General features: G+C 69.4%; 24 protein-coding genes, 1 tRNA gene and 3 pseudogenes. 13 read left to right on the top strand and 15 right to left on the bottom strand.

From position 1 onward, the window contains the following. Positions 1 to 3 precede the first annotated feature (3 nt). Positions 4 to 888 carry an ABC transporter substrate-binding protein gene (locus tag ACIQCZ_RS31820; protein ID WP_402287388.1) on the bottom strand — a complete coding sequence of 295 codons (885 nt, stop codon included), beginning with the start codon at positions 886 to 888 and terminating at the stop codon, positions 4 to 6. A 951-nt stretch (positions 889 to 1,839) separates the two neighbouring features. Continuing rightward, positions 1,840 to 2,196: pseudogene (locus tag ACIQCZ_RS31815) on the bottom strand (restriction endonuclease); the annotation flags it as partial. A 269-nt stretch (positions 2,197 to 2,465) separates the two neighbouring features. Between ACIQCZ_RS31815 and ACIQCZ_RS31810 the strand changes: the two are divergent. Then, a pseudogene (locus ACIQCZ_RS31810) lies at positions 2,466 to 2,883 on the top strand (ABC transporter permease); the annotation flags it as partial. Here the strand turns inward: ACIQCZ_RS31810 and ACIQCZ_RS31805 are convergent. Next, positions 2,864 to 3,046 (bottom strand): hypothetical protein, encoded by a 183-nt coding sequence (locus tag ACIQCZ_RS31805; RefSeq protein ID WP_402287385.1) that lies wholly within the window; start codon positions 3,044 to 3,046, stop codon positions 2,864 to 2,866. The pseudogene ACIQCZ_RS31810 and the gene ACIQCZ_RS31805 overlap by 20 nt on opposite strands. Before the next feature lie 386 nt (positions 3,047 to 3,432). Beyond that, positions 3,433 to 4,215: an MBL fold metallo-hydrolase gene (locus ACIQCZ_RS31800; RefSeq protein ID WP_402287383.1), complete on the bottom strand. Its 783-nt coding sequence runs from the start codon at positions 4,213 to 4,215 to the stop codon at positions 3,433 to 3,435. A 90-nt stretch (positions 4,216 to 4,305) separates the two neighbouring features. Between ACIQCZ_RS31800 and ACIQCZ_RS31795 the strand changes: the two genes are divergently transcribed. From ACIQCZ_RS31795 to ACIQCZ_RS31780, 4 genes are all read left to right on the top strand, one after another. Then, on the top strand, positions 4,306 to 4,902 hold the full coding sequence (locus tag ACIQCZ_RS31795; RefSeq protein WP_402287381.1) for an ABATE domain-containing protein: 597 nt from the start codon (positions 4,306 to 4,308) through the stop codon (positions 4,900 to 4,902). A 993-nt stretch (positions 4,903 to 5,895) separates the two neighbouring features. Continuing rightward, on the top strand, positions 5,896 to 6,570 hold the full coding sequence (locus ACIQCZ_RS31790; RefSeq protein ID WP_402287378.1) for an ArsR/SmtB family transcription factor: 675 nt from the start codon (positions 5,896 to 5,898) through the stop codon (positions 6,568 to 6,570). Next, complete coding sequence (locus ACIQCZ_RS31785; RefSeq protein WP_402287375.1) at positions 6,567 to 7,304, top strand: SRPBCC domain-containing protein; 738 nt, start codon at positions 6,567 to 6,569, stop codon at positions 7,302 to 7,304. Before ACIQCZ_RS31790 ends, ACIQCZ_RS31785 begins: the two co-directional genes overlap by 4 nt. 192 nt (positions 7,305 to 7,496) lie before the next feature. After that, positions 7,497 to 8,069, top strand: coding sequence for a dihydrofolate reductase family protein (locus ACIQCZ_RS31780; protein WP_402287372.1), 573 nt, complete (start codon positions 7,497 to 7,499; stop codon positions 8,067 to 8,069). 212 nt (positions 8,070 to 8,281) lie between these two features. Here ACIQCZ_RS31780 and ACIQCZ_RS31775 read toward each other — a convergent pair. From ACIQCZ_RS31775 to ACIQCZ_RS31750, 6 genes and pseudogenes are all read right to left on the bottom strand, one after another. Then, positions 8,282 to 8,464, bottom strand: a pseudogene (locus ACIQCZ_RS31775) (IS110 family transposase); the annotation flags it as partial. A gap of 148 nt (positions 8,465 to 8,612) precedes the next feature. Then, on the bottom strand, positions 8,613 to 8,759 hold the full coding sequence (locus ACIQCZ_RS31770) for a hypothetical protein (protein WP_402287369.1): 147 nt from the start codon (positions 8,757 to 8,759) through the stop codon (positions 8,613 to 8,615). A gap of 86 nt (positions 8,760 to 8,845) precedes the next feature. Further along, positions 8,846 to 9,640 (bottom strand): SDR family NAD(P)-dependent oxidoreductase, encoded by a 795-nt coding sequence (locus tag ACIQCZ_RS31765; RefSeq protein WP_402287366.1) that lies wholly within the window; start codon positions 9,638 to 9,640, stop codon positions 8,846 to 8,848. Positions 9,641 to 9,726: 86 nt separating this feature from the next. Next, the gene (locus tag ACIQCZ_RS31760) at positions 9,727 to 10,551 is read right to left on the bottom strand and encodes an aldo/keto reductase (protein WP_402287364.1); all 825 of its coding nucleotides are present in this window, start codon (positions 10,549 to 10,551) and stop codon (positions 9,727 to 9,729) included. 95 nt (positions 10,552 to 10,646) lie between these two features. Next, positions 10,647 to 11,063 (bottom strand): heme-binding protein, encoded by a 417-nt coding sequence (locus ACIQCZ_RS31755; RefSeq protein ID WP_402287361.1) that lies wholly within the window; start codon positions 11,061 to 11,063, stop codon positions 10,647 to 10,649. A 58-nt stretch (positions 11,064 to 11,121) separates the two neighbouring features. Next, complete coding sequence (locus tag ACIQCZ_RS31750; RefSeq protein WP_402287359.1) at positions 11,122 to 12,363, bottom strand: MFS transporter; 1,242 nt, start codon at positions 12,361 to 12,363, stop codon at positions 11,122 to 11,124. Positions 12,364 to 12,532: 169 nt separating this feature from the next. Between ACIQCZ_RS31750 and ACIQCZ_RS31745 the strand changes: the two genes are divergently transcribed. After that, entirely contained in the window at positions 12,533 to 13,000 is a 468-nt protein-coding gene (locus tag ACIQCZ_RS31745) for a MarR family winged helix-turn-helix transcriptional regulator (protein ID WP_402287358.1), read from the top strand. A 273-nt stretch (positions 13,001 to 13,273) separates the two neighbouring features. On the opposite strand, the gene ACIQCZ_RS31740 is transcribed toward ACIQCZ_RS31745, so the two are convergent. After that, positions 13,274 to 13,732 (bottom strand): Lrp/AsnC family transcriptional regulator, encoded by a 459-nt coding sequence (locus ACIQCZ_RS31740; RefSeq protein ID WP_402287355.1) that lies wholly within the window; start codon positions 13,730 to 13,732, stop codon positions 13,274 to 13,276. A 167-nt stretch (positions 13,733 to 13,899) separates the two neighbouring features. Between ACIQCZ_RS31740 and ACIQCZ_RS31735 the strand changes: the two genes are divergently transcribed. Beyond that, positions 13,900 to 14,556: an AzlC family ABC transporter permease gene (locus tag ACIQCZ_RS31735; RefSeq protein WP_402287664.1), complete on the top strand. Its 657-nt coding sequence runs from the start codon at positions 13,900 to 13,902 to the stop codon at positions 14,554 to 14,556. After that, on the top strand, positions 14,549 to 14,878 hold the full coding sequence (locus ACIQCZ_RS31730; protein ID WP_402287352.1) for a branched-chain amino acid transporter permease: 330 nt from the start codon (positions 14,549 to 14,551) through the stop codon (positions 14,876 to 14,878). The genes ACIQCZ_RS31735 and ACIQCZ_RS31730 overlap by 8 nt, the downstream gene beginning before the upstream one ends. Before the next feature lie 237 nt (positions 14,879 to 15,115). Here the strand turns inward: ACIQCZ_RS31730 and ACIQCZ_RS31725 are convergent. Further along, positions 15,116 to 15,185, bottom strand: a tRNA-Gly gene (locus ACIQCZ_RS31725). Positions 15,186 to 15,617: 432 nt separating this feature from the next. Continuing rightward, positions 15,618 to 16,001: a DUF6223 family protein gene (locus ACIQCZ_RS31720; protein ID WP_402287350.1), complete on the bottom strand. Its 384-nt coding sequence runs from the start codon at positions 15,999 to 16,001 to the stop codon at positions 15,618 to 15,620. Positions 16,002 to 16,220: 219 nt separating this feature from the next. On the opposite strand from ACIQCZ_RS31720, the gene ACIQCZ_RS31715 reads away from it, so the two are divergent. Next, positions 16,221 to 17,336, top strand: coding sequence for a histidine kinase (locus ACIQCZ_RS31715; RefSeq protein ID WP_402287349.1), 1,116 nt, complete (start codon positions 16,221 to 16,223; stop codon positions 17,334 to 17,336). Continuing rightward, entirely contained in the window at positions 17,333 to 17,995 is a 663-nt protein-coding gene (locus ACIQCZ_RS31710; protein ID WP_402287346.1) for a response regulator, read from the top strand. Before ACIQCZ_RS31715 ends, ACIQCZ_RS31710 begins: the two co-directional genes overlap by 4 nt. Positions 17,996 to 18,328: 333 nt before the next feature. Here ACIQCZ_RS31710 and ACIQCZ_RS31705 read toward each other — a convergent pair whose 3' ends face one another. Continuing rightward, positions 18,329 to 19,255, bottom strand: a complete 927-nt coding sequence (locus ACIQCZ_RS31705; protein WP_402287344.1) for an NADP-dependent oxidoreductase — start codon at positions 19,253 to 19,255, stop codon at positions 18,329 to 18,331. Positions 19,256 to 19,410: 155 nt separating this feature from the next. On the opposite strand from ACIQCZ_RS31705, the gene ACIQCZ_RS31700 reads away from it, so the two are divergent. Next, positions 19,411 to 20,091: a TetR/AcrR family transcriptional regulator gene (locus ACIQCZ_RS31700; RefSeq protein ID WP_402287342.1), complete on the top strand. Its 681-nt coding sequence runs from the start codon at positions 19,411 to 19,413 to the stop codon at positions 20,089 to 20,091. A gap of 94 nt (positions 20,092 to 20,185) precedes the next feature. On the opposite strand, the gene ACIQCZ_RS31695 is transcribed toward ACIQCZ_RS31700, so the two are convergent. Further along, entirely contained in the window at positions 20,186 to 21,658 is a 1,473-nt protein-coding gene (locus ACIQCZ_RS31695; RefSeq protein ID WP_402287339.1) for a hypothetical protein, read from the bottom strand. A 432-nt stretch (positions 21,659 to 22,090) separates the two neighbouring features. On the opposite strand from ACIQCZ_RS31695, the gene ACIQCZ_RS31690 reads away from it, so the two are divergent. Together ACIQCZ_RS31690 and ACIQCZ_RS31685 are read left to right on the top strand one after the other, a co-directional pair. Then, positions 22,091 to 22,567 (top strand): hypothetical protein, encoded by a 477-nt coding sequence (locus tag ACIQCZ_RS31690; protein WP_402287338.1) that lies wholly within the window; start codon positions 22,091 to 22,093, stop codon positions 22,565 to 22,567. A gap of 217 nt (positions 22,568 to 22,784) precedes the next feature. Then, on the top strand, positions 22,785 to 23,810 hold the full coding sequence (locus ACIQCZ_RS31685; protein ID WP_402287336.1) for a hypothetical protein: 1,026 nt from the start codon (positions 22,785 to 22,787) through the stop codon (positions 23,808 to 23,810). The last annotated feature ends 85 nt before the right edge of the window (positions 23,811 to 23,895 follow it).

Genomic DNA, 23,895 nt, shown 5'->3' with positions numbered 1-23,895 from the left:
TACTCACTGACCGTCGTTGATGGTGGCCTCGGGCACGGCGCTGTCGCCGACCCCCCAGGTGTCGAGGATCTTCCGGTAGCCGCCGTCGTCGATCAGTTCCTGCAAGGCCTTTCGGACGGCGTCGCGCAGTCCGCCCTGGCTCTTCGCGGCCGCGATGCCCCAGGGAGCGGTGCCGTACTGCGTCGGCAGAACCTCGTACGCGCTGCTCTTCTTTGTGAACATCCTGGCGACGGGATAGTCGACGATGGTCGCGACCGCGCGTCCGCTGTCCAGTTGCAGCAGCCCGGTCGGCGCGTCCTCGCTCTGCGAGATCCGCATCTTCTGCCCGCACTTGGCGTCCTGCTCCTCGCCGATGTGGAGGTTCGAACTGCCCTTGGCGAGGACGACGGCCTTTCCGCACAGGTCCGTGAGGGACTTGATGCCCTGCGGGTTGCCCTTCTTCGTCATGATGACGCCGCCGGTGCGGAAGTAGTCGACGAAATCGACCGCCTGGCGCCGTTGGGCACTGTCTGTCATGGACGACATGACCAGATCGAAGCGTCCGGACTCCAGACCGGGAATCAGCCCGTCGAAGGCGGCGTTGGTGAGTTCGAGCTTCAGCTTCAGCCGTTCGGCGATGGCCTTGGCCAGGTCAGGGTCGACACCTGTGAGCCGGGTGGTCCCGGGCTCGTACATCTCCATCGGCGGATATCCCACCGCGGTGGCCACCCGCAGCACACCCTTCTGCCGGTACTGCGCGGGGAGCAGCTCGGCTGCGGTCCGGCCGGCGGCGGCCTGCGAGGAGCTGCCGGACGGGGCGTCGCTCTGGCCGGAGCGTCCACATGCGGTGGCCGCAAGAGCCACCACGGCCAGGGCTGCCAGACAGCGCAGAGAACGGGGACGATTCATCGGATTTCTCCCTCACGGGGTGGCGGTGCGCCGATGCTGGCAGTCGCGCCCGGGTGAATGGAAGATGATGAAGCTATTCATGCCTGACCATCGAAATCCATACGGGTCCGGCCCCCTGAGGATGAGGACACCGAAACGGAGCGGGACATCGCGTGCGACAGTCATTCGGCCGACTGCGCTGCTGCTCGGCACCGGTGGGTGCTCGCGCGGTACTTCTCGAAGTCCGTGGCCGCGTGGGCCGGTGCCGGTCGACGTTCCGCATGGGCTATGATCGATCTTGGAAGTCCGCCGCAACTCACGGCGACCGACACTGCGTTGGTGGTCCAAGGAAAGACACCCCGCTTCCTGCGGGGAAATGCAGGTGCAAGGCCTGCCCAGCGCTCGCTCGCGAAGCCCTTCTCCTCTTCGGGGAAGGGCTTCGTCATGTTCCCCTGATGCGCGGTCAGGTGAGCGTGACGGGTGCCGGCAGCGTTGCGGTTGCCCACGGAGAACGAGTGTGGAGCGCCTGTCACCGAAGTCGGACCGGTAGTTCGACCGGATGACGGAACAGGTAATGTCGCTCTCTTCGGGTGGTGCAGGCCCTCGGAATCCCAAAGGCGATGGCCCGTGATGAACTTCCGGTCATGAATGGTCGTTCGGACGCTCCGATACACAAGGCGTGGCGCGTGCCCGCTGCCGACGTTCTGCGAGGACGCCGAGCTCTGTGGTGGAGTGTCGGACCGAGTGGGGAGCTGGCGGTACTCCTGGTCCACCGGCGACATCTCAAGCGCTACCACCGCGTCAAAGGTTGGGTCGGCCGCAGTGTGGACACGCCGTTCACCGGTGAGCTCGTCATCGCCGAGGGGGGAGAGGAGCGGCGCACGCCGGTGAAGGAGGGCCAGGCCCGCAGGCGAGTCGTCCTCATTGCTCCCGCCATCGAGCCGTGGCCCGGCCGAGCAGCGCGGGGGCTGTTCAGGAGAGGGTATTCGGTTTGCGAGGCGGGGGGACGGCCCGCAGCAGTCCCCACAGGGGATGTGAGCCGGACGCCCACACTCCGAGAGTATGGCGGTCGACCACGTGAAGCCGCTGTTGCTCGGCGAAGGCCACGGCCGGCGCGGTCACGCGGCCGTTCGTCACGATTACTGCGATGTCGGCGCCGTGGACCTGGCGGGCGGTGCCGTTGAGTACCTGAAGGTCCGGCGTGCCCACTGCGGAGCCGGCGAGGCCGTTACGGCGGTGCTTGCACTGGATCACCCAGCGCCGCCCGTAGGGGTCGGTGGCCTTCACATCCGCGCCCAGGTCCCCGCTGCCGCCCACCCGGACCGCGTCCTCGGCGGCGCTGTTGTCTTGGTTACCGCCTTGGACGTGAAGGAAGCGTGTGTGGTTCCTGAGCGCCTGTGGTAATGCCGGTTTTGCCCTGGTGCGATGTGCCAGAAATTCCGGGGGTCGGCCAGTGTTGTGACCGCATGGGTTCGCAGGGTTGGCGGTCGGGGGTGGTTGGGTGGGCGATGACGCCTTCCGGTCGGATTCCTGATCGGCGGGGTTGGTTTCCGGGCGGAGCTTCTTCGACGAACCGACCACCGGCCTCGACCCGCGCGGTGCTCGTCGGGGCCGTCGGCGTGGCCATCGCGTTCCGGGCCACGGATGCCACCGTCCTGGAGTGGATCCTGGCGGTCGGGCTGCTGGCGCTCGTCTCGCTGCCGTTCACCTGGATCGCGGTCGGCGTGGGCTTTTCCCGCCCGCAGCCCGAACCCCGAGGCGGCGGGCAACAACGCCATGCCGCTGATGGTCCTGCCGCTCATTTCCAGCGCTTGCGTGCCGGTCGACGCGATGCCGGGCTGGTTCCGGCCGATCGCCGAGTACCAGCCCTTCACCCCGGCCATCGAGACCCTCCGAGGCCTGCTGCTCGGCACCGAGATCGGCAACAACGGGTGGCTGGCCGTGGTTTGGTGTGTGGGGCCGGCCGTGCTCGGATACGTCTGGTCCAAGTCGCTGTTCAACCGTGATCCGAAGTAGGCGCCGACAGCTCGTCCCACTCCGGGGCGGCGTACTCCGACACCGCGTCGGCGTATGCCGCCCCGTCGGCGTTCTCCGACGGCCGCCGGGGCCGCGCCGCCGTCATCATCGGCTGGAAGTCGCTCTGCACCCACAGTCGTTCGCCCTGCGCGTCCAGCACCATGCAGGAAGCGCGCGCGGGTTCGCGGAATCCTGGACGTGTGGCCGACAGGGACGGGGCCGCCCGTCCAGGGGTGCGGGGTGCGGACGTACTTCACCGCGGTCGTGGGGGAGATGCCGAAGCGGTGCACGAGGCGGACCGGGTCGTTACTATGCCGCGCCTCGAAGAACATGCGGTCAGCTCATACCTGAGCGGGGCGAAGGCGGCTCCTCGCGGCGCCGTAGTTGATCGGAGGAGAGGCGGCAGGATCGTCGAGCCGGTGGAGGACGCGGGCCGGTCGCCGGTCGGTGGCAGGTGCCTTCCGGTCCCGTGAGGGCCGCCGGGCCGGCGACCCTCACGGGTGTGACGGTCCAGAAGGCCGTCCGGGCAGAACGGGCGGTCGGGTCCGCTCACCCCATCTGGAGACGGTCGGCCAGACCGGCGGCGGCGAACGCGGCCACCAGTTCGTCACGGCCCTCGGTGAAGTGGGCCCAGCTGTCGTAGTGGACGGGGACCACCCGGCGGGCGCCGAGGATCTCGGCGGCCTCGGCGGTCTGCGTGCTGTCCAGGACGATCAGCGCGCCGTCGAAGAGGACGGGGAAGCGCGGAGCCCCGGCGAAGAGGATGGCGGTGTCCACGGGGGAGAAGCGCTCGGCGATCTCCCTGACGAGGTCGAGGGAGGCGTTGTCACCGCTCACATAGACGGTGGGCAGACCCTCCCCGGTCAGAACGAAGCCCACGACCTGGCCGACAATCGCCTCGACTTGCTCGCGCGGCCCGGGTCCATGGAGGGCGGGCACTCCCGTCACGGTGATGGTGCCACCCCCGGGACGGTCCAGTTCGACGGACTCCCAGTCGGCCAGCCCCTTGGCGCGGTCGCCCAGGCGCTGTCCGCCACCGGGGGTGGTGAGCGTCAGCGGGACGTCGGCCAGCAGGGCTCGGCCGGAGTTGTCGAGGTTGTCGGCGTGCTCGTCGTGGGAGAGCAGGACCACGTCGATGCGGCCGAGGTCGGCGGGGTTGCCGGAGGAAGGCGCCGTCTTGGCCAGGAGCGGGCCACCGGGCGCCTGGTAGTCGCCGGGGCCGTCGAAGGTCGGGTCGGTCAGGAACCGCAGGCCGCCGTACTCGAAGAGGGCGGTCGGGCCGCCGAAGACGCGGACGGGGAACTGTTCGCTGGTGGAGCGCGTGGCAGACATGAAAGAGATACCTCACGGATGAGAGTTCGTTTATCCGTGAGTCACTCTAGATACTTCTCACGTATGCATGCAAGCCGTACCATGAGAATCATGAAGGAGACCGTGACCGCCGAACCGCCGCCGTCCGCACCGGGCGCCGAGCAGTACCCCGCCCTCGACCTCGCCAACAGCGCCATCGCCCTGCCCGGCGGGCAGTACATCGATCTCCTCGGCACACCTGGGGACGCCGAAAAGTGGCTGGTCGACCGCGACCTCGCCCCGGCCGACACCGGCATGATGGAAATGTGCGCCACCTTGCTGCGCTCCTTGCGTGAACAGGTGCGCGCCCTGCTCGCGGCCCATGTCGCCGGGCTGCCCGCCCCTTCGGGGGCGCTGACCGCCGTCAACGACGCACTCACCCGGGCCCCCGCAGCCTCTCTGCTCCACTGGGATCCCACCCGTGGCCTGTACCGTGAGGCGTCCCATCCCGTCACCCAGATCGTCGAGCACGCTCTCGCCGTCCTCGCGGCCAACGCCGCCGACCTGCTGACCGGCCCCGACGCCGAACGCCTCACCGCCTGCGGCTCAACCCCCTGCAACCGCTACCTCCTCCGGCACGGCCGCCGCCACTGGTGTTCCATCCGCTGCGGCGACCGCGCCCGCGCAGCCCGCGCCTACGCCCGACGCCCCCGGCCCACGGCGGACTGACCAGGTCCTCGCGGGCACGCGCGGTTCACGTGCCGGCTCGTTCGCGAGGCGGCTCTCCAGGCGGTGCCCACGGCCCCCGGCGGGTCCGGTCCGGCAAGTGGCGGTCACCACCCACTGCGCGATCGACCCTCCTTGCCGTCCTCGTTCTCGTCGAGCCCGGCCGAGTCCCGGTCGAGAAGTCGGCACGGCGGTGCGGAAGCGACGGATCGCCGGTCTCCTCGACCCGTCCGACCCGTCCGACCCTCGCCACCGCGAGCGACGTGACGGCCCGTAACCGCCTGCCCTCCTGTGCCTGAGCCTCCATGAGGTGCCGTGGTCTCCGGCAGCCCGCTGTGAAGGTGCACCAGGACGGCGGTGCGGCACGGATGCCGGAGGGGGCCGGCGGGCTTGGCGCTCGGTTTCGTCGCCGTACGTCGATCTCGGGGGTTGGTCGGCTCGCCCTCCGGCGGTTCGGTCGCCAGGTCTTCCTGTCCGTTGCGGTGCGCCTGCCGGATCCGACCTCGGCCGCCGTGGCCGGGTCATGGTGCGTTCGATGGTCCGCCGGCTGTGGCCGGGCCGTTGTGCGTTCCCGACCCCTCCGCGGTCGATCCGGTGCTGGATGCCTCGTGTCGGCGACCGTCGGCGCAGCTGGTCGGAGTCGTGGCCCTTCGCTCGACGGTCTCCACCGTGAGCGGCGGTTCCATCGGTCCGCCGCCCGCGGGGCCGACGTCATTCGCCGGCCGTCGGGACCACCGCATCGGAGGCGAACCGTCCTCGCGGCCGGGCCCCGCGCCTCTGCCGGACTCATCGCTTCCCCGTACGGGCAGCTGTTTCCGGACGCTGCGGCGAATCCGGGGTTCTGTCGGCGGGAAGCTCTGTCTTGCCCTCTCCCGTGCCGGCCGGTGCCTGGGCATCCAGGCCCGGGCGCATCTGCGTCGGGGACCATTCGGCGCGCCACCCACCGACAACTTTTCTTTTCTTGACAATTAATTTCGTCGGTCGCATCCTGGAGCGGTGCTGGACGTAGCTGTGATCGAAGAACCCGCCGCGGCCGAGGCGTCCCTGGACCCGATACGGTCCCGGATCCTCGCCGCCCTGGCCGAGCCCGGCTCGGCCGTCATGCTGGCCGCCCGCCTGGGGCTGCCCCGGCAGAAGGCCAATTACCACCTGAAGGAACTGGAGCGTCACGGCCTGGTCGAACTCGCCGAGGAACGGCGCAAGGGCAACGTCACCGAGCGGGTGTACCGTGCCACCGCCGCCTCCTACGTGATCTCTCCCAGCGCCCTGGCCGCCGTCAGTCCGGACCCCTCCAGGTCCCCGGACCAGCTCTCCGCCCGCTGGTTGCTGGCGCTGGGGGCGCGGCTGGTGCAGGAGGTCGGTGCTCTGCTGACCGGCGCCTCCCGGGCCTCGCGGCGGGTTGCGACCTTCGGTGTCGACGCGGAGGTGCGGTTCGCCTCCGCGGCCGACCGGACGGCCTTCGCCGACGAGCTGGCCCAGGCCGTGACTGACCTTGTGGGCCGCTACCACGACGAGTTCGCCCCCGGGGGGCGAACTCACCGGCTGATCGTCGGGCTCCACCAGATCCCCGCCGCGCAGCCCGGCGCCCAGGGGAGCCCGGCCGATCCGCAGCAGACGGCCGGGGAGACACATGGGCACGAACCCGAAGCACGACAGGAGACCCCGCGATGACGCACCCCTTCGAGATCGAACAGGAGACGACCCTGTCGGCGGGTCCCGAACAGGTCTGGGAGGCGATCGCCACCGGCCCGGGGATCGACTCCTGGTTCATGGGGCGCAACGAGGTGGAGCCGCGCGAGGGCGGCACCGCCGCCATGGACACCGGGGGCAACCGTGAGGAGTCGGTGGTCACCGCCCACGAACCCGGCAAACGCTTCGCCACCCGCACGGCCACCGCCGAGGACGGCCGTTTCATGGCCTTCGAGTACCTGATCGAGGGGCGCGACGGCGGCAGCACCGTGCTCCGCATCGTCCACAGCGGTGTGCTCGGCGACGACTGGCAGGACGAGTACGACGCGTTGCGCCGCGGCTGGCCCTTCCACCTCCACACGCTCCGCGAGTACCTGGCCCACTTCCCGGGACGCACCGGCGTTCCCGTCTTCGCCCTGGCGCCCTCGGGCGAGCAGCCCGGGCAGCAGGTCCGGGCGGCCCTCATCCGCGGGCTGTCGCTGCCGAGTCCGGTCGCCGTGGGCGCGCGTGCTCACGCCGAGCCGGCCGGCCTGCCGCCGGTGGACGGCGAGGTGACCTGGTCGGACGACGAGCGCATCGAGGTCCGTACCGCCGACGGGCTCTACACCTTCCACCACTTCCCCGGCGTGGTGCTGATGTTCCACCACCTCTTCGGCCCCGACACGGACGGCGCCGAGGCCGCCTGGCAGCACTGGCTGACCGGCCTCCTCGCCTGACCTCTGGCGGGCCTGGGCACACGGCCACCCCGTCGGGCACCGGGGCCCGCCTCGCCCGCAGAACTGCCGGACCAGCCGCTCTGGGCGGCGGCCACCGGCACCTCACCATCGGGCGCCTGCGCCGTGAACGCGGCCCGAGCGCGCACCGAGCAGCCACACAACACACATCCAAGACACCGAGGGAAGATTCTCATGCGCACTGTGATCAGCACGGCCTTCATCTCGCTCGACGGCGTCGTGGAGGCGCCGGGCGGCGAACCCGGCTACCGGAACTCCGGATGGACCTTCAAGGAAGTCGACTTCGTCCCCGAGGCGTTCGAGATCAAGGAGCGGGAACAGCGGGAGTCCACCGCGATCCTGATGGGCCGGGTCAGCTACGAGGCGTTCAGCCCGGTGTGGCCGGACATGGCGGAGTTCGCGCATTACAAGGCGGTGCCCAAGTACGTCGTCTCCACCACCCTCACCGAGGACAAGGTGGTCTCCAACTGGGGCGAGACCACGATCCTGCGGTCCCTCGACGACGTCGCCGCCCTCAAGGAGACCGACGGCGGCCCGATCATCGTCCACGGCAGCGCCTCGCTGAACAACAGCCTCTCGGACGCGGGCCTGATCGACCGCTACCACCTGCTGGGCTTTCCGCTGCTGCTCGGCGCCGGCAAGCGCCTGTTCAGCACCTCGGACAAGGACACCCAGAAGCTGAAGCTGGTCGAGCACGAGGTCTACGGCAACGGCCTGCAGAAGCAGGTCTTCGACGTCGTCCGCTGACGACGTTCCGGGCGTCCCGCCACGCCCTCGCCTGTGAGGGCATGGTGTCCCCGGTCACCTGCCGGTACAGAAACGCGCTGACATCCCATCGTCGTTGGTCAGGCAAATGCGGCCTGGCCCGCGGCCCGATCTCCACAGGCGGCGTGCCACGGACGGCCTCCACCCCGAGTTCGGGCCACCGCCTGCGGCACCAGTCGCTGGAGCAGTAGCTGGGACTTCTGGCGACTCACGCCGTGGCGGTCTCGGTGTTGGGAGGCCATCGGGTCGATCGCGAGCACCCGGCGGCTGCCGGATCGGAGAGCCGCGATGAGCAGGTCACGCCCGGTCACGATGGCCGTCGGGACCGGGGTCTCGGGGTTGTCGCCGTGGTCGGCCAGAAGATCCGGAAGTCGACTGTCGGGCATCGGAGCATGTTTGCCGGCCCCGTGCGCCCCGGACGGTGTGGAGCGGGGAACCCTTCTTGTGCTGTCCGGTGGTACGCCGGAGTCTCGGGGGCATCGGATGTGATCCGTCTCTGTCGGGACGCCTGTTACGGGGTGCCGGTCATCGCGTCTCGATCGTGGTGACCAGGGCGTCGAGGCCGTTCTGGTAGATGCCGGTGAAGAGGGCCTCTGCCTCCTGGTCGCTCACGCCTACGGGGACGAAGCGTCCGCTCCACTGGACTTCGGCGGCCTCCGGCCTGCCGGGCATGGTGTGGACGCGGAGGAAGACCCGGGCCACAGGTTGGGAAGCAGGTGGCGCCGGGCGGCGCGGGAACGTCGTGGTCGGCGCCGGGCTCAGGGCAGGATGGAGTCGACGTAGCCGCCGTCGGCACGCACGGCGCCACCGGTGGTGGCGGAGGCGTGGGGCGAGGCGAGGTAGACGACCATGTTCGCGATCTCCTCGGGCTCGATGAGGCGTTGAATCAGTGACTGGGGACGGTACTTGACCATGAACTCGTGCTGCGCCTCGTCCCAGGGCAACTCGTCGCCGACGAGCTCACGGACGAATCCTTCGACGCCTCCGGTGTGGGTCGGCCCGGCGATGACGGAGTTGACGGTGACGCCGGTACCGGCGGCGTCCTTGGCGAACCCGCGGCCGACAGCGAGCAGTGCGGTCTTCGTCATGCCGTAGTGGATCATTTCGGCGGGGGTGGCCACGGCCGAGTCGCTGGCGAGGTTGAGGATCCGCCCCCAACCCCGTTCCTTCATGCCGGGCAGAAAGGCGCGGATGAGCCGGACGGCGGACAGGACGTTGACTTCGAAGTAGCGGCGCCACTCGGCGTCGTCGATCTCCAGCGGAGGGGAGGCGCCGAAGATGCCGAGGTTGTTGACGAGGATGTCGACCGTGGGCACGGCCTTCAGTACAGCGGCGGCGCCCTGCTCCGTCGCCAGGTCGCCCACGGCGCCGGTGACATCGTCGCTGCCGGAGCCGGTGCGCACCGTGCGGACGGCCCCCGCGACGCGCTCCTCGCCGCGGCCGTTGACGACGACGCGGGCTCCCGCGCGGGCGAGGCCGACGGCGATGGCGTGGCCGATGCCCTGGGTGGAGCCGGTGACCAGAGCAGTGCGGCCGGCGAGATCGATCTGCACGATGCGTTCCCCTCGTCGAGGCTGAGGCGATGTCGGCGTCCCGGAGCGCCCGTCCGACGTGGACAAGCGCTCCGGGACGTTCGGGATCAGTTGAAGGTGTCGGGGTCCGGGCCGGTGCGCAGACCCCGCTCGAGGCCCGCGAGTGCCGCCATGTCGGCGTCGGTGAGCTCGAAGCCGAAGACATCGAGGTTCTGCCGGATGCGGTCGGGGGTGACGGATTTGGGGATCACGATGTTGCCGCTCTGCAGGTGCCAGCGCAGCACGACTTGCGCTGGGGTTACGCCATGTGCCTCGGCGACTCCCACGATCGCGTCGTCCCCGAGTACCGCGCCCTGGGCCAGGGGACTCCAGGCCTCGGTGGCGATGCCGTGCTCGGCGTGGAAGGCGCGCAGCGCGGTCTGCTGGAGGCCGGGGTGCAGCTCCACCTGGTTGACCACCGGAGTGATGCCGGTGTGCTCCAGGAGGCGCCGCAGGTGGGGGATCTGGAAATTCGAGACGCCGATGGCGCGGGCGCGCCCGTCGGCGAGGATCCGTTCCAGCGCCTTGTAGGTCTCCACGTACAGGTCGCGGGCCGGGGTGGGCCAGTGGATGAGGTAGAGGTCGACGTGGTCGAGGCCGAGCTTGTGCAGGGAGGCGTCGAACGCCGCCAGGGTCCGGTCGTGGCCCTGGTCCTCGTTCCACAGCTTGGTCGTGACGAACAACTCCTCGCGGGGGAGGCCGGAGGCGGCGATGGCCCTGCCGACACCGCGCTCGTTGCCGTAGATCGCGGCGGTGTCGATGCTGCGGTAGCCGGCCTCCAAGGCGCTGGTGACCGCGGCGGTGGTCTCCTCGTCGGGGACCTGGAAGACGCCGAATCCCAACTGAGGCATGGTCACACCGTTGTTGAGCGTCACGTTCGGTACGGAAGTCATCAGGTGTCCTTTCTTCGGTACTGCTGTGAGCAGGAGAGCGGAGCAGGGAGCGGCTCGCCGGTGCCGGCCACCGCCGCCCCGCCGGTCGAGTTCGGTCAGAGAGTCTGGAGAGCGGCCCGGGCGAAGGCGTGATCCTGCTCGGGGGCGCCACCGCCGAGGCCGAGGGCGCCGATGAGCTGTCCGTCGCGATGGATCGGCACGCCGCCGGCGATGAACAGCAGGGGCTTGTGCAGCGCGGTGGCCAAGGAGTGGAAGGGGCCGTCCGGCTTGACCAGATCGACCAGGTCGGCCGTCGGTGCGTTCAGTTGCAGGGCGGTGTAGGCCTTGGCCGTGCTGGTTTCGCCGGAGACGAGTACGGCGCGCTCGTCGCGGCGGAAGGCCAGCAGGTTTCCGCCGGCGTCCAGGACGGTGATGCTGACGGGGACGCCGTCCGCGTCGGCGGCGTGGCGAGCGGCGAGGACGAGGGTCTCCGCGTCGGTAGCGGTCAGCGGGGCCACGGTGGTGGTGTGCATGGGAGATTTCCTTGTATCGGTGGGGGACAGGCGGCCGGTGCGGCGTGGGTACGGGGGATCAGGAGCGGACGGCTCCCGTCGCGGCGGAAGCGGCACCGTGGTCGGAGGCCTCGGCGGGGTCGAGGTTCGCCGGGCTGGAAGCCGCAGTGGTGCGGCTGGGCCGCACTTCGAGCCGGTGCGAGATGACGGCCAGCACCAGGGCGGCGGCGGCCAGGGCAGCCCCGACGGCGTTGGGTGCGGTGTAGCCGAGGCCGGAGGAGATCACCAGTCCGCCGAGCCAGGCGGACAGGGCGTTGCCCAGGTTGAAGGCGCCGATGTTGGCCGCGGAGGCCAGCGTCGGCGCGCCGTGGGCATGGTCCAGGACGCGCTTCTGCAGCGGCGGGACGGTGGCGAAGCCGAGAGCGCCGATGAGGAAGATGGCCACGACGGACGCGGCCTTGCCGGAGGCCAGGAGGGTGAACAGCAGCAGGACCAGCGCCAGGCCGCCCAGGGCGGTGTAGAGCATGGGCATGAGCTTGCGGTCCGCGAAACGGCCCCCGATGAGGTTGCCCGCCACCATGCCCAGCCCGAAAACCACCATCAACCAGGTGACGGAGGATTCTGCGAAGCCGCTCACCTCGGTCATCATCGGTGCGATGTAGGTGATCGCGGCGAACACGCCTCCGAAACCGAGAACCGTCATGGCCATGGCCAAAACGACCTGGACGTTCTTGAAGGCGGCGACCTCGTGCCGCAGCTGTACTCCATCCGGCCTGGGTACGTCGGGTACGAGCTTGGCGACGCCGGCCATGCCGAGAACGCCGAGGGCGGCGACGAGCAGGAAGGTCACGCGCCACCCGGCGCTCTGGCCCACGAACGTGCCCAGGGGCACACCGACGACGTTGGCCACGGTCAGGCCGGTGAACATCATGGAGATGGCGCCGGCCTTCTTCTCCGGTGCCACCAGTTCGGCGGCGACGACGGAGCCGATGCCGAAGAAGGCGCCATGGGCCAGTGAGGCCACCACTCGGCCGATCAGCATGACGGCGAAGACGGGGGCGACGGCGGAGATGAGGTTGCCGAGGATGAACAGTCCCATGAGCAGCATGAGCATGTTCTTGCGAGAGATCCTGGTGCCGAGGACGGTCATGATCGGTGCGCCGATCATGACGCCGAGGGCGTAGCCGGTGACCAGGAAGCCGGCCGTCGGCACGGACACGCCGAGGTCCGCGCCGACCTGGGGCAGCAGCCCCATGATCACGAATTCCGTGGTGCCGATTCCGAAGGCCCCTATGGCCAGGGCCAGCAGTGCGAGTGGCATGACGAGGGTCCTTTGATCTACAGAGTGAAGTTGCGTGAGCGCCTTACGTGCATCAACAATAATTGCATACGAAGGCTAATGGCAAACGCGGGTATAGTGAAGTCCGTGATATGGAGGCAGGTCCTCTGCCTGCGCCTCCGCTCGCACGACCCGACCGAGGGAGCTGCTCATGACCGCCACCGACCCGGCGATGACCGCACTGGCGCACGGCTGGTCGGCGCTCTCGCTGCTGCATGGACGTATCGAGAACAGGGTCGAACGAGCGCTTCAGGCCGAACACCGCTTGAGCGCACGCGAGTACTCGCTGCTGGACGTGCTGAACCGCCAGCACGACGGAGAAGGCGGACATCTGCAGATGCGGCAGGTCGCCGACTCCGTCGTCCTCAGCCAGAGCGCCACCACGCGGCTGGTGACCCGGCTTGAGAACCGCGGGCTGCTCTCGCGCTACCTGTGCCCCACCGACCGCCGCGGCATCTACGCCGATGTCACCGACGACGGCCTGCGCCTGCTGGAGGAGGCTCGCCCCACCCACAACGCCGCCCTGCGCGAGGCCCTCGACCAGGCAGCCACCGAGCCCGCGCTCGCGCCCCTGGTCCACGCCGTCCAGCAACTGCAAGGCGGTTTCAAGCGGGTGTGACCTGCCGCCGCATGCGACGAGGCGACAGTGGGCACGGCCCGGCCGTCCCGCGGCCGGTCGGAGGTTTCACTTCTTGAGCCCCGGTGGGCGCATCCCGACCGGCACCTCCGCCGACCACCGGCCGATGCGTCAGACGCACCATCTCTGCCGAGGAGCAGGAGACCGGCCTGTAACAACGCAACTCTTCCAGCTTCTCTGGAAGCGCCGAAGCGCCGAAGCGTCGAAGCGCCGAAGCGTCGAAGCGCCGAAGTGTCGGAGCCTTGCCGGTGCCGGTCAGTCGTCGGTCTTGATCTTTTTCATGGTCAGGTGGGATTCGACGCGCAGGATGCCGGGGAGGCCCGTGAGCTTGCCGGTGAGGAACACGTTGTAGGCGGCGTGGTCGGCGACGGCGACGCGGAGGAAGTAGTCGGGCCGGCCGAACATCCGACGGAACTCGATGACCTCCTCGTACGAGGCCAGCGTTTCCTCCAGCGTTTCGATGGTCTTCAGGTCGTTGGCGTAGACCTCGATGTCGATCATGACTTCCAGGCCCCGGCCGACGGCTTCCGGGTTGATGACGGCGCGATAGCCGGTGATGACGCCGGCCTCCTCCAGGCGCTTGAGGCGGCGCAGGCATGGCGGTGGGGTCAGCCCGACCCGTTTGGCCAGCTCGACGTTGGTCAGCCTCCCGTCCTGACGCATGTGAAACAAAATTGCCCGGTCGACAGCATCAAGGTGAAAGTCATTGCTCACCGCATCAGAATACGGGAATGATTGGAAACCATATGTGGCGACAATCTTACTAAAATTTCGGCATGCGCACGCTTTCGGTTGCTTCGAGCGACCCTCCTCGCCCTGCCCCCGCCTCCGCGCCCCGACCTCGGTCCGAGGCTCTGGCGGCCCTGAAGGACTCCACCTCCGTGGGGCTGGGCCTGCTGCCGCTCGGCCTCGCCTTCGGGGTGCTCATCGCCCATGCCGGTCTGCCCTGGTGGTGCGCGAGCCTGTTCACCGCTGTCGTCTACGCCGGCTCGTTCGAGTTTCTCCTCGTGAACCTGGCCCTTGCGGTCACGCCGCTGGCGACCGTCGCGCTGACCGCCTTCCTGGTCAACGTCCGGCACGTGTTCTACGCGCTTTCCTTCCCCCTCGACCGCGTGCGGGGGCGGCTCGCCAGGACTTACAGCACCTTCGCCCTGACCGACGAGGCATACGCACTGACCACCGGCGAACAGGCCCGGTCCTGGTCCGGCGCGCGCATTGTGTGGCTCCAGGTGTTCATGCAGCTGTACTGGGTCGGCGGCGCCACCGCCGGCGCCCTGCTCGGCTCAGCAGTACCCAACAGCGTCACCGGCCTGGACTTCGCGATGACGGCCCTGTTCGCCGTGCTGGCTCTCGACGCCGTCCGGGAACGGCGTGGTGACCTGCCCACGCCTGTTCTCGCGCTGCTCAGCGCCCTGGCTGCCCGTCTGGTCCTCCCCGGCCAGATGCTGCTGGCCGCCTTCACCTTGTTCACTGCCGCCCTTCTTGCTCGACGATTCACCGCCGGCAAGAGAACCGATGAGGGGGCGTCCCGTGCCTGAAACCCGTTATCTGCTCATGGCCGTAGCCGTCTCGGCCGCCGTCACCTGGGCCCTGCGCGCTTTGCCCTTCACCGTTCTGGCCTCGTTGCGGGCCAGCAGGACCGTGCAGTACCTCGGCGCCCGCATGCCGGCCGGTGTGATGGTGATCCTCTTCGTCTATTGCCTGCGCGACCTTCCGCTGGCTCAGTCCCGCGTCGCCGCGCCCTTGGCCGCCCTGGCCGTCACTGTCGGGCTGCACTTGTGGCGTCGTAACGCCCTGCTGAGCATCCTCGGCGGCACCGCCGTCAGCGTGGCCCTGGCCAGCACCCTCTTCGCAGGCTGACACGCTCCGCCCGCGCATTGCCGCAGGCCGGCGGCCCCGACGACGACCGCATCAACGGGGTCGTCGTCACCGCGTTCGCGCGCATCACCCACCGATGTGCGATCAAGTCGGCCGCGTACAAGTACGCGCGGAGCATCCTGGCCAACGCCGGGAGCCGGACGGCGGCCAAGCCGCCCTCCAGGGCGCGGGGGAGCGTGACGAAGCCCTTCCCCCACCAGGGGAAGGGCTTCGTGAGCGAGCGCCGGGCAGGCCTTGCACCTGCATTTCCCCGCAGGAAGCGGGGCGTCTTTCCTTGGACCACCAACGCACCGTCAGTAGCCGCGAGTTGCGGCGGACTGACAAGATCAACCATAGCGTATGAGAGCCGTCGGCCAGGCCGGGAGGGTTTCGGTGCACGCCCTGGAAGAGCGGTGATTCGCGGAGAGGTTTCCGACCCCTTGCTGAACCCTCGCCGGGTGAGCTTGTCCGGTGGGGTCGGCTCCTTCCAAGGCCGTCGCAGGTCGGTGGCCGGCGGGCAGGCAGGACGAAGCCGGGCGCGGGCAGCGATCACCAGCCATGTCCGGCGGTCGGTCGCCGACGAGTCACGAAGCCGAGGCTCGTCCATCTCGAGGCCTGTTTGAACGCTGGTCACCGGATCGGGTGCGCCGCACGGGTGGTGCATCGGCCGACGGCGCCAGGACAGCAGTCGCGGTGGCTGGTGCCCGACAGGCAGACCCGATCGCGCTCGTCTTCGCTCCGGTCAGCTGGTCACCTGGTGAGGCGGTGCGGCGGCGCGGCGGGACCGGGCCAGAGCAAGCCGGCCGAGGATCACGGCGATCAGCCCCAGCAGCAGGGCCAAGAAGCCACCGACCACCCCGTTGCCGGTGCCGGGACCGCCGTCGGCGACGGCCAGATTCAGCGCGCCGATGACCATGCCGGTCAGCCCCGCAACTAGAGCCACGATGGCCCTGCTTCGCCTGTTGACGGTGCCGATTCGGTCGGCCGAGCGGGCCAGGGCCAACCTGCCGATGACCACGCCGGCCAGCGCCACCAGCGCGGCCGTGGTGCCCACGAGTCGCCCGGCGGTCAGGCTGTAGGCATCGACGGCGGCCGTCGGTGCGGCAAGCATGAACTGGACTGACATGAAGTACTCCTTCTCCTTCTGCGACTGGAACGTCGCCTGATCATGTGTGTCGGACCCACCGCCGGTCGTCCAGCGGGCGCAGGCAATTCGCGTTGCCGCCGATGCCGTATCCGGCTGCCACGGATGCGGCAGGAGCCGCGCAGGTACCGCACGTGCGGTAGTCGGCCGATCGTCCGCGCGCAGGAGTCACCTGCGCGGACAACCGGCTAAGGTGCGCGCATGGACAGGGGATGGATCAGTGTCGGAGACTGGGCGATCGCCGTCGGTGTGGCGGCGACGCTGCTGGTCACCGGCCTGTCCAGGCAGCACTCCGCCACGATTCCCGACCTGCTCGGGTACGCGCTGCTGACGGCTGGTGGGCTGGCGTTGGCCGCTCGCCGCCTATCTCCGGTTCCTGTACTGGCCGTCACCGGGCTCTGCGCGGTGGGTTACCAGGCCGCCGGGTTCGATGTGCCTGCCGTCGCGTACCTGTTCGCGGTGTACGCGGCCGTACGGGCGGGGCACCGTACTGCCGCGGTGGGGGCGAGCGTGACCATGTTGGCAGCTCTCCCCCTCGCGGCACTGGCTTCGGGCCTGCACGACACGGGCGAGGCGTTCGCGCAGGCCCGAGGCGCCCTCGAACTGGCCTGGCTGATCGCGGCCGGCGCTGCGGGTGAAGCGCTGCGGCAGGCCGAGCGGCGGGCGGACGAGGCCGAGCACACCCTGGAGGAGACCGCTCGGCGCCGCGCCGATGAGGAGCGGCTGCGCATCGCGCGGGAGTTGCACGATTCCCTCACCCACCAGATCTCCGTCATCAAGGTGCAGGCCGAAGTTGCCGTGCACGTGGCCCGCAAGCGGGGCGAGGAGGTACCGGAAGCCCTGCTGGCGATCCAGGAGGCCGGCCGCGAGGCGAGCCGGGAGCTGCGCGCGACCCTGGAGGCACTGCGCGACGACGATGCGAGCCCGCCACGCGGGCTCGACCACGTTGCGGAACTCGTGGAAAAGGCCGGTACGTTCGGCCTGAACACAACACTGACGATCGAGGGACGGCGACACGTTGTGCCGGCCGCGGTGGACCGGACCGTCTACCGGATCGTTCAGGAGTCGCTCACGAACATCGCTCGTCACGGGGATGCCACCACGGCGTCGGTCCGAATCGACTACCGGTCCGATGCCCTCGCGATACGCATCGACGACGACGGCAGGGCGACGCAGGACACCGCCCCGACGCCCGGCGTCGGACTGCTCGGCATGCGCGAACGAGTCACCGCCCTCGGCGGCCGACTGCGCGCCGAACCCCGTGGCGAGGGCGGCTTCACCGTCCAGGCCGAACTCCCCGTTGACCAGACGTCATGATCCGTGTCCTGCTGGTCGACGACCAGCCGCTGATTCGCAGCGGGTTCCGCGCCCTCCTCGATCTCGAAGACGACATCGAGGTGGTGGCCGAGGCCGCCGACGGGCAAGAGGGCCTGACTCTGGCCAGGGAGCACCTGCCCGATATTGCACTCGTCGACATCCGGATGCCGGTCGTCGACGGCATCGAGACAACCCGGCGCATCGCCGCGGACCCGACCCTGGCCGGGGTGCACGTCGTCATCCTGACCAATTACGGCTTGGACGAATACGTCTTCAACGCGCTGCGCGCCGGCGCTGCCGGGTTCCTCGTCAAGGACATCGTGCCGCAGGACTTCCTGCACGCCGTACGTGTCGCCGCGCGTGGTGACGCCCTGCTCGCACCCTCGATCACCCGCAAACTCATCAACCGGTACGTCACCCAGCCGTTTCACACCGGCACCGACACGGGACTGGAAGAGCTGACCAACCGCGAACGCGAGGCCGTGGTCCTGGTCGCGCGAGGCCTGTCCAATGACCAGATCGCCGACCGCATGGTGATCAGCCCAATGACCGCAAAAACCCATATCAACCGGGCCATGACCAAGCTCCACGCACGTGACCGCGCTCAGCTCGTAGTCCTCGCCTACGAATCCGGCTTGGTAGCCCCACGCAACTCCTGACATCCACGGTCCGGGTGCAGGCCTGCCCGCCGGTGGTCCTCGTACTGAATGCCCTCTTGCAGGGTGAGGTCGAGTCCTTCGACCTCACCCTGCGAGCCTTCGTCGACTGCGCGTCGGCGGCGGGCCAATGGGTCGGCGCGACCCGAAGGCTGTCGTTGCCCGCGTTCCGGGACAGAGCCGGCCGAATCGGTGCGGGCTATGGCAGTTCGGGTCGGCACAGCCCTGGTGGCCGACGCCGGCGCGCGGTCCGGCCCAGGTCGCGCCGGCGAAGGCCACCGTAGCCCTGGCCGCCCTGCCGCGGGCCGCTGGTTGCGGGCCGAAGCGTCCGCCGTGTCAGGGCACGGTGATTACGATCTTGCCGCGCGCATGGCCGGTGGCGCTGACGTCATGAGCTGTGGCGGCCTCCTTCAGCGGGAACACGGCGTGCAACGGGACGGTGAGGCGGCCGTGGTCGGCGAGGTCGGCCGCCAGCGGTAGTCCTGCCCAGCCCGGCGACTCTCCGGCTTCGGAGCGGGAGAACCGCACTCCGTGCCGGCCGGCGTCGAAGTCCGCGATGGTCACCACGCGGTGCGGATCGCCGGCGATGGCCACGAGTTCGGCAAGAGAGCCCTTACCAGCCGCGTCCAGAACCACATCGACACCGAGCGGAGCCAGTGGGGCAAGGCGATCGGCCAGCCCCGCCCCGTAGGTGACCGGTACGACGCCGAACTGGTCGAGGAAGCCGTGGTTGCCTTCGCTCGCGGTGCCGATCACGGTGAGGCCGCGGGCCTGGGCGAGTTGCGCGGCGATGGTGCCGACGCCTCCGGCGGCACCATCGATCAACAAGGTCATGCCTTCGGCGGCTTCCAGTGCGTCCAGTACACGTGTGGCTGTGTCGATATTGCCCGCGGCGCCACCCGCTTGCTCGAAGGACCATGACTGAGGCTTGGACGCCCACGCCTCCAGCACGGCGTACTGAGCCGCGGCACCTCCCTGATCCACGAAGGGGACGAGGCCGAAGACCGCATCTCCCACGGCGGTGCCGGTCACCCCCTCGCCCACCTCGTCGACGATTCCCGCGGCATCCATGCCGGGTATAAGGGGGAAGTCCACGGTGGCGATGTCCCGCAGCATCCCTGAGCGCAGGTACCAGTCAGCAGGGGTGACGCCGGTGGCACGCACCGCGATGCGGACCTGGCCTGGCCCGGCGTGCGGCTCGTCGACCTCCTCGACGCAAAGGACCTCGGAACCGCCATAGCGGTGGTACTGCACAGCAAACACGGGCAACCTCCGTACACATGGCACATCGTTCAGCAGGAGAACTCGCAGCCGCCGCTCACCTCTGCGGCAGAGAGCCGACCGCGGGGCACCGCGGCACCAGGTCACGCTAACCCGCTAAACGGTCGACCTCTTCCGTTTGTGATTAAGTGGGAGACATGCCTGCCCAACCGTCTCGGAACCCGCCCCCTTCCGCCTCCGGCACCCCTGTCCGGGGGCAGAGAGCCGACGCCCGGCACAACCGCGCCCGGCTCCTCCAGGCCGCCCGCGAGGCGTACGCTCTCAACGGCGCCGACGTGTCCTCCAGCGCAATCGCCCGCAGAGCGGGTGTGGGTGCCGCCACCCTCTACCGGCACTTCCCGACACGCGGCTCGCTGATCGCCGCTGCGTTCTCCGAGCAACTCAGCCAGTGCGTCGCAGCCCTCGACGAGGCCCTTCAGGACGACGATCCCTGGCGCGGACTTCGCAACGTCCTCACCAAGGTGTGCCTGATGCAGGCCCAGGACCGCGGGTTCAGCGCCGCGTTCCTCTCCCAATTTCCCGACGCGCCCGACGTCCATCGTGAGCGTGCCCGCGCCGAGGCATGCCTCGCCCAGCTGGTACAGCGTGCGAAGGACACCGGACAGTTGCGCAAGGACTTCGACCCCAGCGACGTCACCCTCCTGCTCCTGGCCAACAACGGCGTCGTGCGAGAGTCCCCGGCGGCCTCCATGGCCGCATCCCGCCGCCTGCTCGCCTACTTCCTCCAGTCGTGCCTGCCGACGGACGGCACCCCCCTGCCGCAGCCCGCGCCACTCCGCCTCGACGACCTCTACAAGCCACCGCATCGAACGGGGTGACCGGCCGGCGTCCACCCCGGGGCACGCGCCCCTGATGTGGCCCGACGGGTGCGGCGGCCCCGCTCGCCGTTCGCGGCACGCACGCAGCCTCGTGTCACAGCCCTGCCAGGGCGAGGAGCCGGTGGATGTGTGCGGGCGGCAGGTCGGGATTGCCGGCTGCGGCGGTCGCGACCGATTCCGATGGATCGGCCAACAGCCGTGTCAGATCGTGGGTCGGAAGCCTGGGGTGGGTCGTGATGGCGCGGCGCACTGTGTGATCGGGGTCGGTGGCAAGGTGACGGACGAGTTCCATCGGCAGGCCGAGGTCGCGTGGGGCCAACTGGCGCATCCTCGGGTCGGGATCGGTGGCCAGCCGCCGCAGGGTGTCCACGGGGAGGGGGAGGTCGTCGGCCGGGCGCCAGCGTGTCATTTTGTCCGGGCGGTAGCTGCGGTCGATGCGTTCGGCGGTGGCGGGATCGATCTGGTCACGGGTGCTCAGGGCCATCGTCGTGCGGACGCTGCTTTCCTCGTCGTCGAGCAGCCGGGCCACGACCGGCGCGGGGAGGGAGCCGGACATCGCAGCCGAAGCGCGGAAGCAGGCGTAGGGCGAATCGGCGTACGGCAAGGGGGCAGCGGTCACCCACGGCAGGCGCAGCGCCCGAAGCTGCGTCCGGGCAATGGCGTGCATGATTTCCCGTTCAAGCGCGTCATCGTCCGTGGTTCGGTGATCGGTGAGCCAGCCCAGCGGGGGGACCCCGGACAGGATCCGCGCGTGGATCGCGGCACGGGTCGGCTCCGGGGTGTCCTGACGGGCGAAGATACGGAGGGTGACCTGCGGGCTGGGGTCCTCGGCAAGAATGTCGCGCAGCGGCGGTGGGAGGTCGGGGTGCTCGGCGAGTTCCGTGCGCACCTCGTCGTCCGGGTCGTGGGCCAGCCGCTCGGCGGTGGCGGCGTCCAGTGTGCAGTGGCGTACCGCCCCTGCGCGGGTGACCGGGTCGGCCAGCAGCGCGGGGACCAGGTCGGAGGGCGGGACGGGATGGGGAAGCCGTCGGAAGTAGGTGGCACAGGCTCCTGCGCGCACGGTCTCTTCCGGGTCGGTCAGCAGGAGCCGACGCACCGACTCCGGGGCCTGCGTCCACCATTGGGCAAGTGCCGCCCGGATCTTCGGGTCCGGGTCGGCCGCCAGCCGGGTGCGTAGATCCGTTGGCACGTGATCGCTCTGCGCCAGGTGTTCGCGCACCTGCGGGTCGGCGTCGCCGATCAGCCGCTCGTACAACTCTCGCGGTGCGGCGTCCGCGCCTACCACGACGGCCGCGCGTATCGCCGGATCGGGGTGCTCGGCGAGTTTCATCCGGAAGGCATGAGGGAGGCTGCGGTTGAGGGCGAGCGAGTGCGTGAGCCAGTGATCGTCGGCGGCGATGATCTCAGCGATCATGTCATCGCTGAGGTCCGGGCGCTCGGCAACTCTGCCAAGGCCCTTGCGGTAGGCGAAGAGGCGGCGCACGAGCTCACGTGGCAGAGCGGGGTTCGTCGCCAGACCCTCCATTATCTTGTCGAGGTGGATCGGGGGCGATGGCGCGTCCGTCACGGCAAGCGACCCTTCTGCCTGGGTGAGCTGACCGCCGAGTCTCTCATGCGCCGCCGTCCTTCTGCGTTCCGCAAAGGCTGTTGCAGAGCACTGACTTCGTCCACTTCGGAAGGCAGCGTTCGTCCAGCAGTCCCGGGAGGCATTCGGCGATCCAACAACCTCCCCGAGCCGGCCTTCGCGTTGGGCTTCGGCGATCCTGGTCGGCGAGGTGGCCGCGATCCTTCAATGAGTCGCGGCCCATCGGTTGGAGAGAGAGGACGGGGCAGCGGACGCCCTGTTGACCGAACTGGATTGGGCCCCCTTCGAGGTCAACTCACAGTGACGGCAAGGGGGTTGTGATGACTCCCAGTGGCGGGTCGTGGTGACTGTGCGTGTGATGGTGGATCTGGTTTCATCGCGTGTCGTCCAGTAGGTCGGCCCGTGGAGGAATGGATGCCAGAGCACAGCACGACGGTCCGGGACGTGGCGACGCTGAAGGTGGCGAGGGTCGGCCGCGTCGAGAAGACCGATGACCCTCTGCGGCCGTTCCGGCTCGTAGACGCTGATGGCATCGAGGTGGCGGCGGTCAGTGAATTCCTGCACCACATGCTCGCCGACGACGCGAGTCCGACGTCGCTGCGGTCCTACGCCTATGAGCTGTTGGCGTGGGTCCGGTTCTTACGCGCCGTGGACGTTCCCTGGCATCTGGCGAGCCGCGTCGAGGCCCGTGACTTCGCACTGTGGCTGAAGCGCCGCCGCCGGAGACCGGGCCGCCTACGCAGCCGAGATCAGCCGCCGGAACAGCACCTGACGGCGGGGCAGGGCCACCGACGAAATGCGCTGACCTGCTGTGATGGCTCCGGTCACGTGTGTGGGATCCCGAGCTCTGTGGATGCAGTTCCCGGCCGGGTTTGCGGCGCGCCAAGGTAACTCATAGCACCCGAATGGAAGTGGTACGTGGCGGCGAACCGCGCGCTGGGACGGACATCCACGCGGCGATCGTGGACCTGCTCGCAGGCCATCTACCGGCGACGGACCGGCGGTCGACGGACCGGCTGTAGGGCTCTCTTGGGTGGCACCCGTGCCGGAGCTCTTCGTGGGGCGGCCACGAGGGCCGTTGTCAGAGGCGATTGGCAAGATTGCGGCCATGAATGTCACTCCTGTCACTCCGCCACGGCCGATCGACGTTGTCGCGGTCTTTCCCCAACTGGCCCCGCTGGCCCGCACGGCGACTCGCCTGCACCCCCGCCCTGGGGCGCCGACGCGGCACGACAGCTCAATCGGCGGGCCGTTGCTGTGGCCCGCTGAGGAAGCGTGGCCGCACTGCGAGGAACCGCATGTGGTGGACGGCATCAACCCAGCCCAGTCCCCGGCGGATCTGCGGCTGGAACGACGGATCTTCGCCGCCTCGCACGGCCGGGACCTGACTCCGGAGGAACGGGAGACTCTCGAACGGATCCGGCCCCCTCAGACGTATCCGGCGAGGCTGGCGGTCCAGTCGTACGACGGCCCCATAGCGATGCTGCCCGTCGCGCAGCTGTACGTACGGGATGTGCCCGATCTGAGCCCGCCGGAGGGTAAGGACCTGCTGCAGGTCCTGTGGTGCCCCTTCGATCATCCGATCATGCCCAGGACCCTGCTTTTCTGGCGTTCCGCAGCCGCCGTCACCGACATCCTCGACACGCCCCCCGAGCCGCCCGCAGTGCAGTTCGACGGCTATCTACCGGAACCGTGCGTGCTCGAACCGGAGCAGATCACCGAGTACCCCGACCATCTGGAGCTGAGCGAAGAACTGCAGGAGCAGCTCAAGCAGTGGAGTGTGCCGCAGGCAGCAGAGGAAGACATGGACCCGGACACGTACTACGACTGTGTGCTGTCCAACGCACCCGGCTGGAAGGTCGGCGGCTGGCCCGCTTGGAACTCCACCGACCCCAGCCCGCAGCCCTGCTCCGAGTGCGGCACCGGCATGGAGGTCCTGATGACCGTCGCCACGTTCGAGGAAGGGGACGACGCCGGGAACAGCTGGTCTCCGTACCCCCACCCAGGTGCTGGACCGTACCCCGGCCACCGCGGCTACAACTCGACCGGGGTCCAGATAGGCAGCGGCTACCGGCAGCATCTGTTCGTCTGCCCGGCGAAGCCCGAGCATCCGCACATCGAGTTGATGACGTAGCCCGTCCGCAGTGTGCAGCCGGGGCGTCACGGTGCAGGCATGCCGTGACGCCGGGTGTCCGCGAGGCTCAGGGTCCCGGACAGCC

It is taken from the genome of Streptomyces sp. NPDC093149 (genome assembly GCF_044754145.1).
In the GTDB taxonomy this organism is placed as follows: Bacteria; Actinomycetota; Actinomycetes; order Streptomycetales; family Streptomycetaceae; genus Streptomyces.
This window is presented reverse-complemented; position numbering and strand designations above follow the sequence as displayed.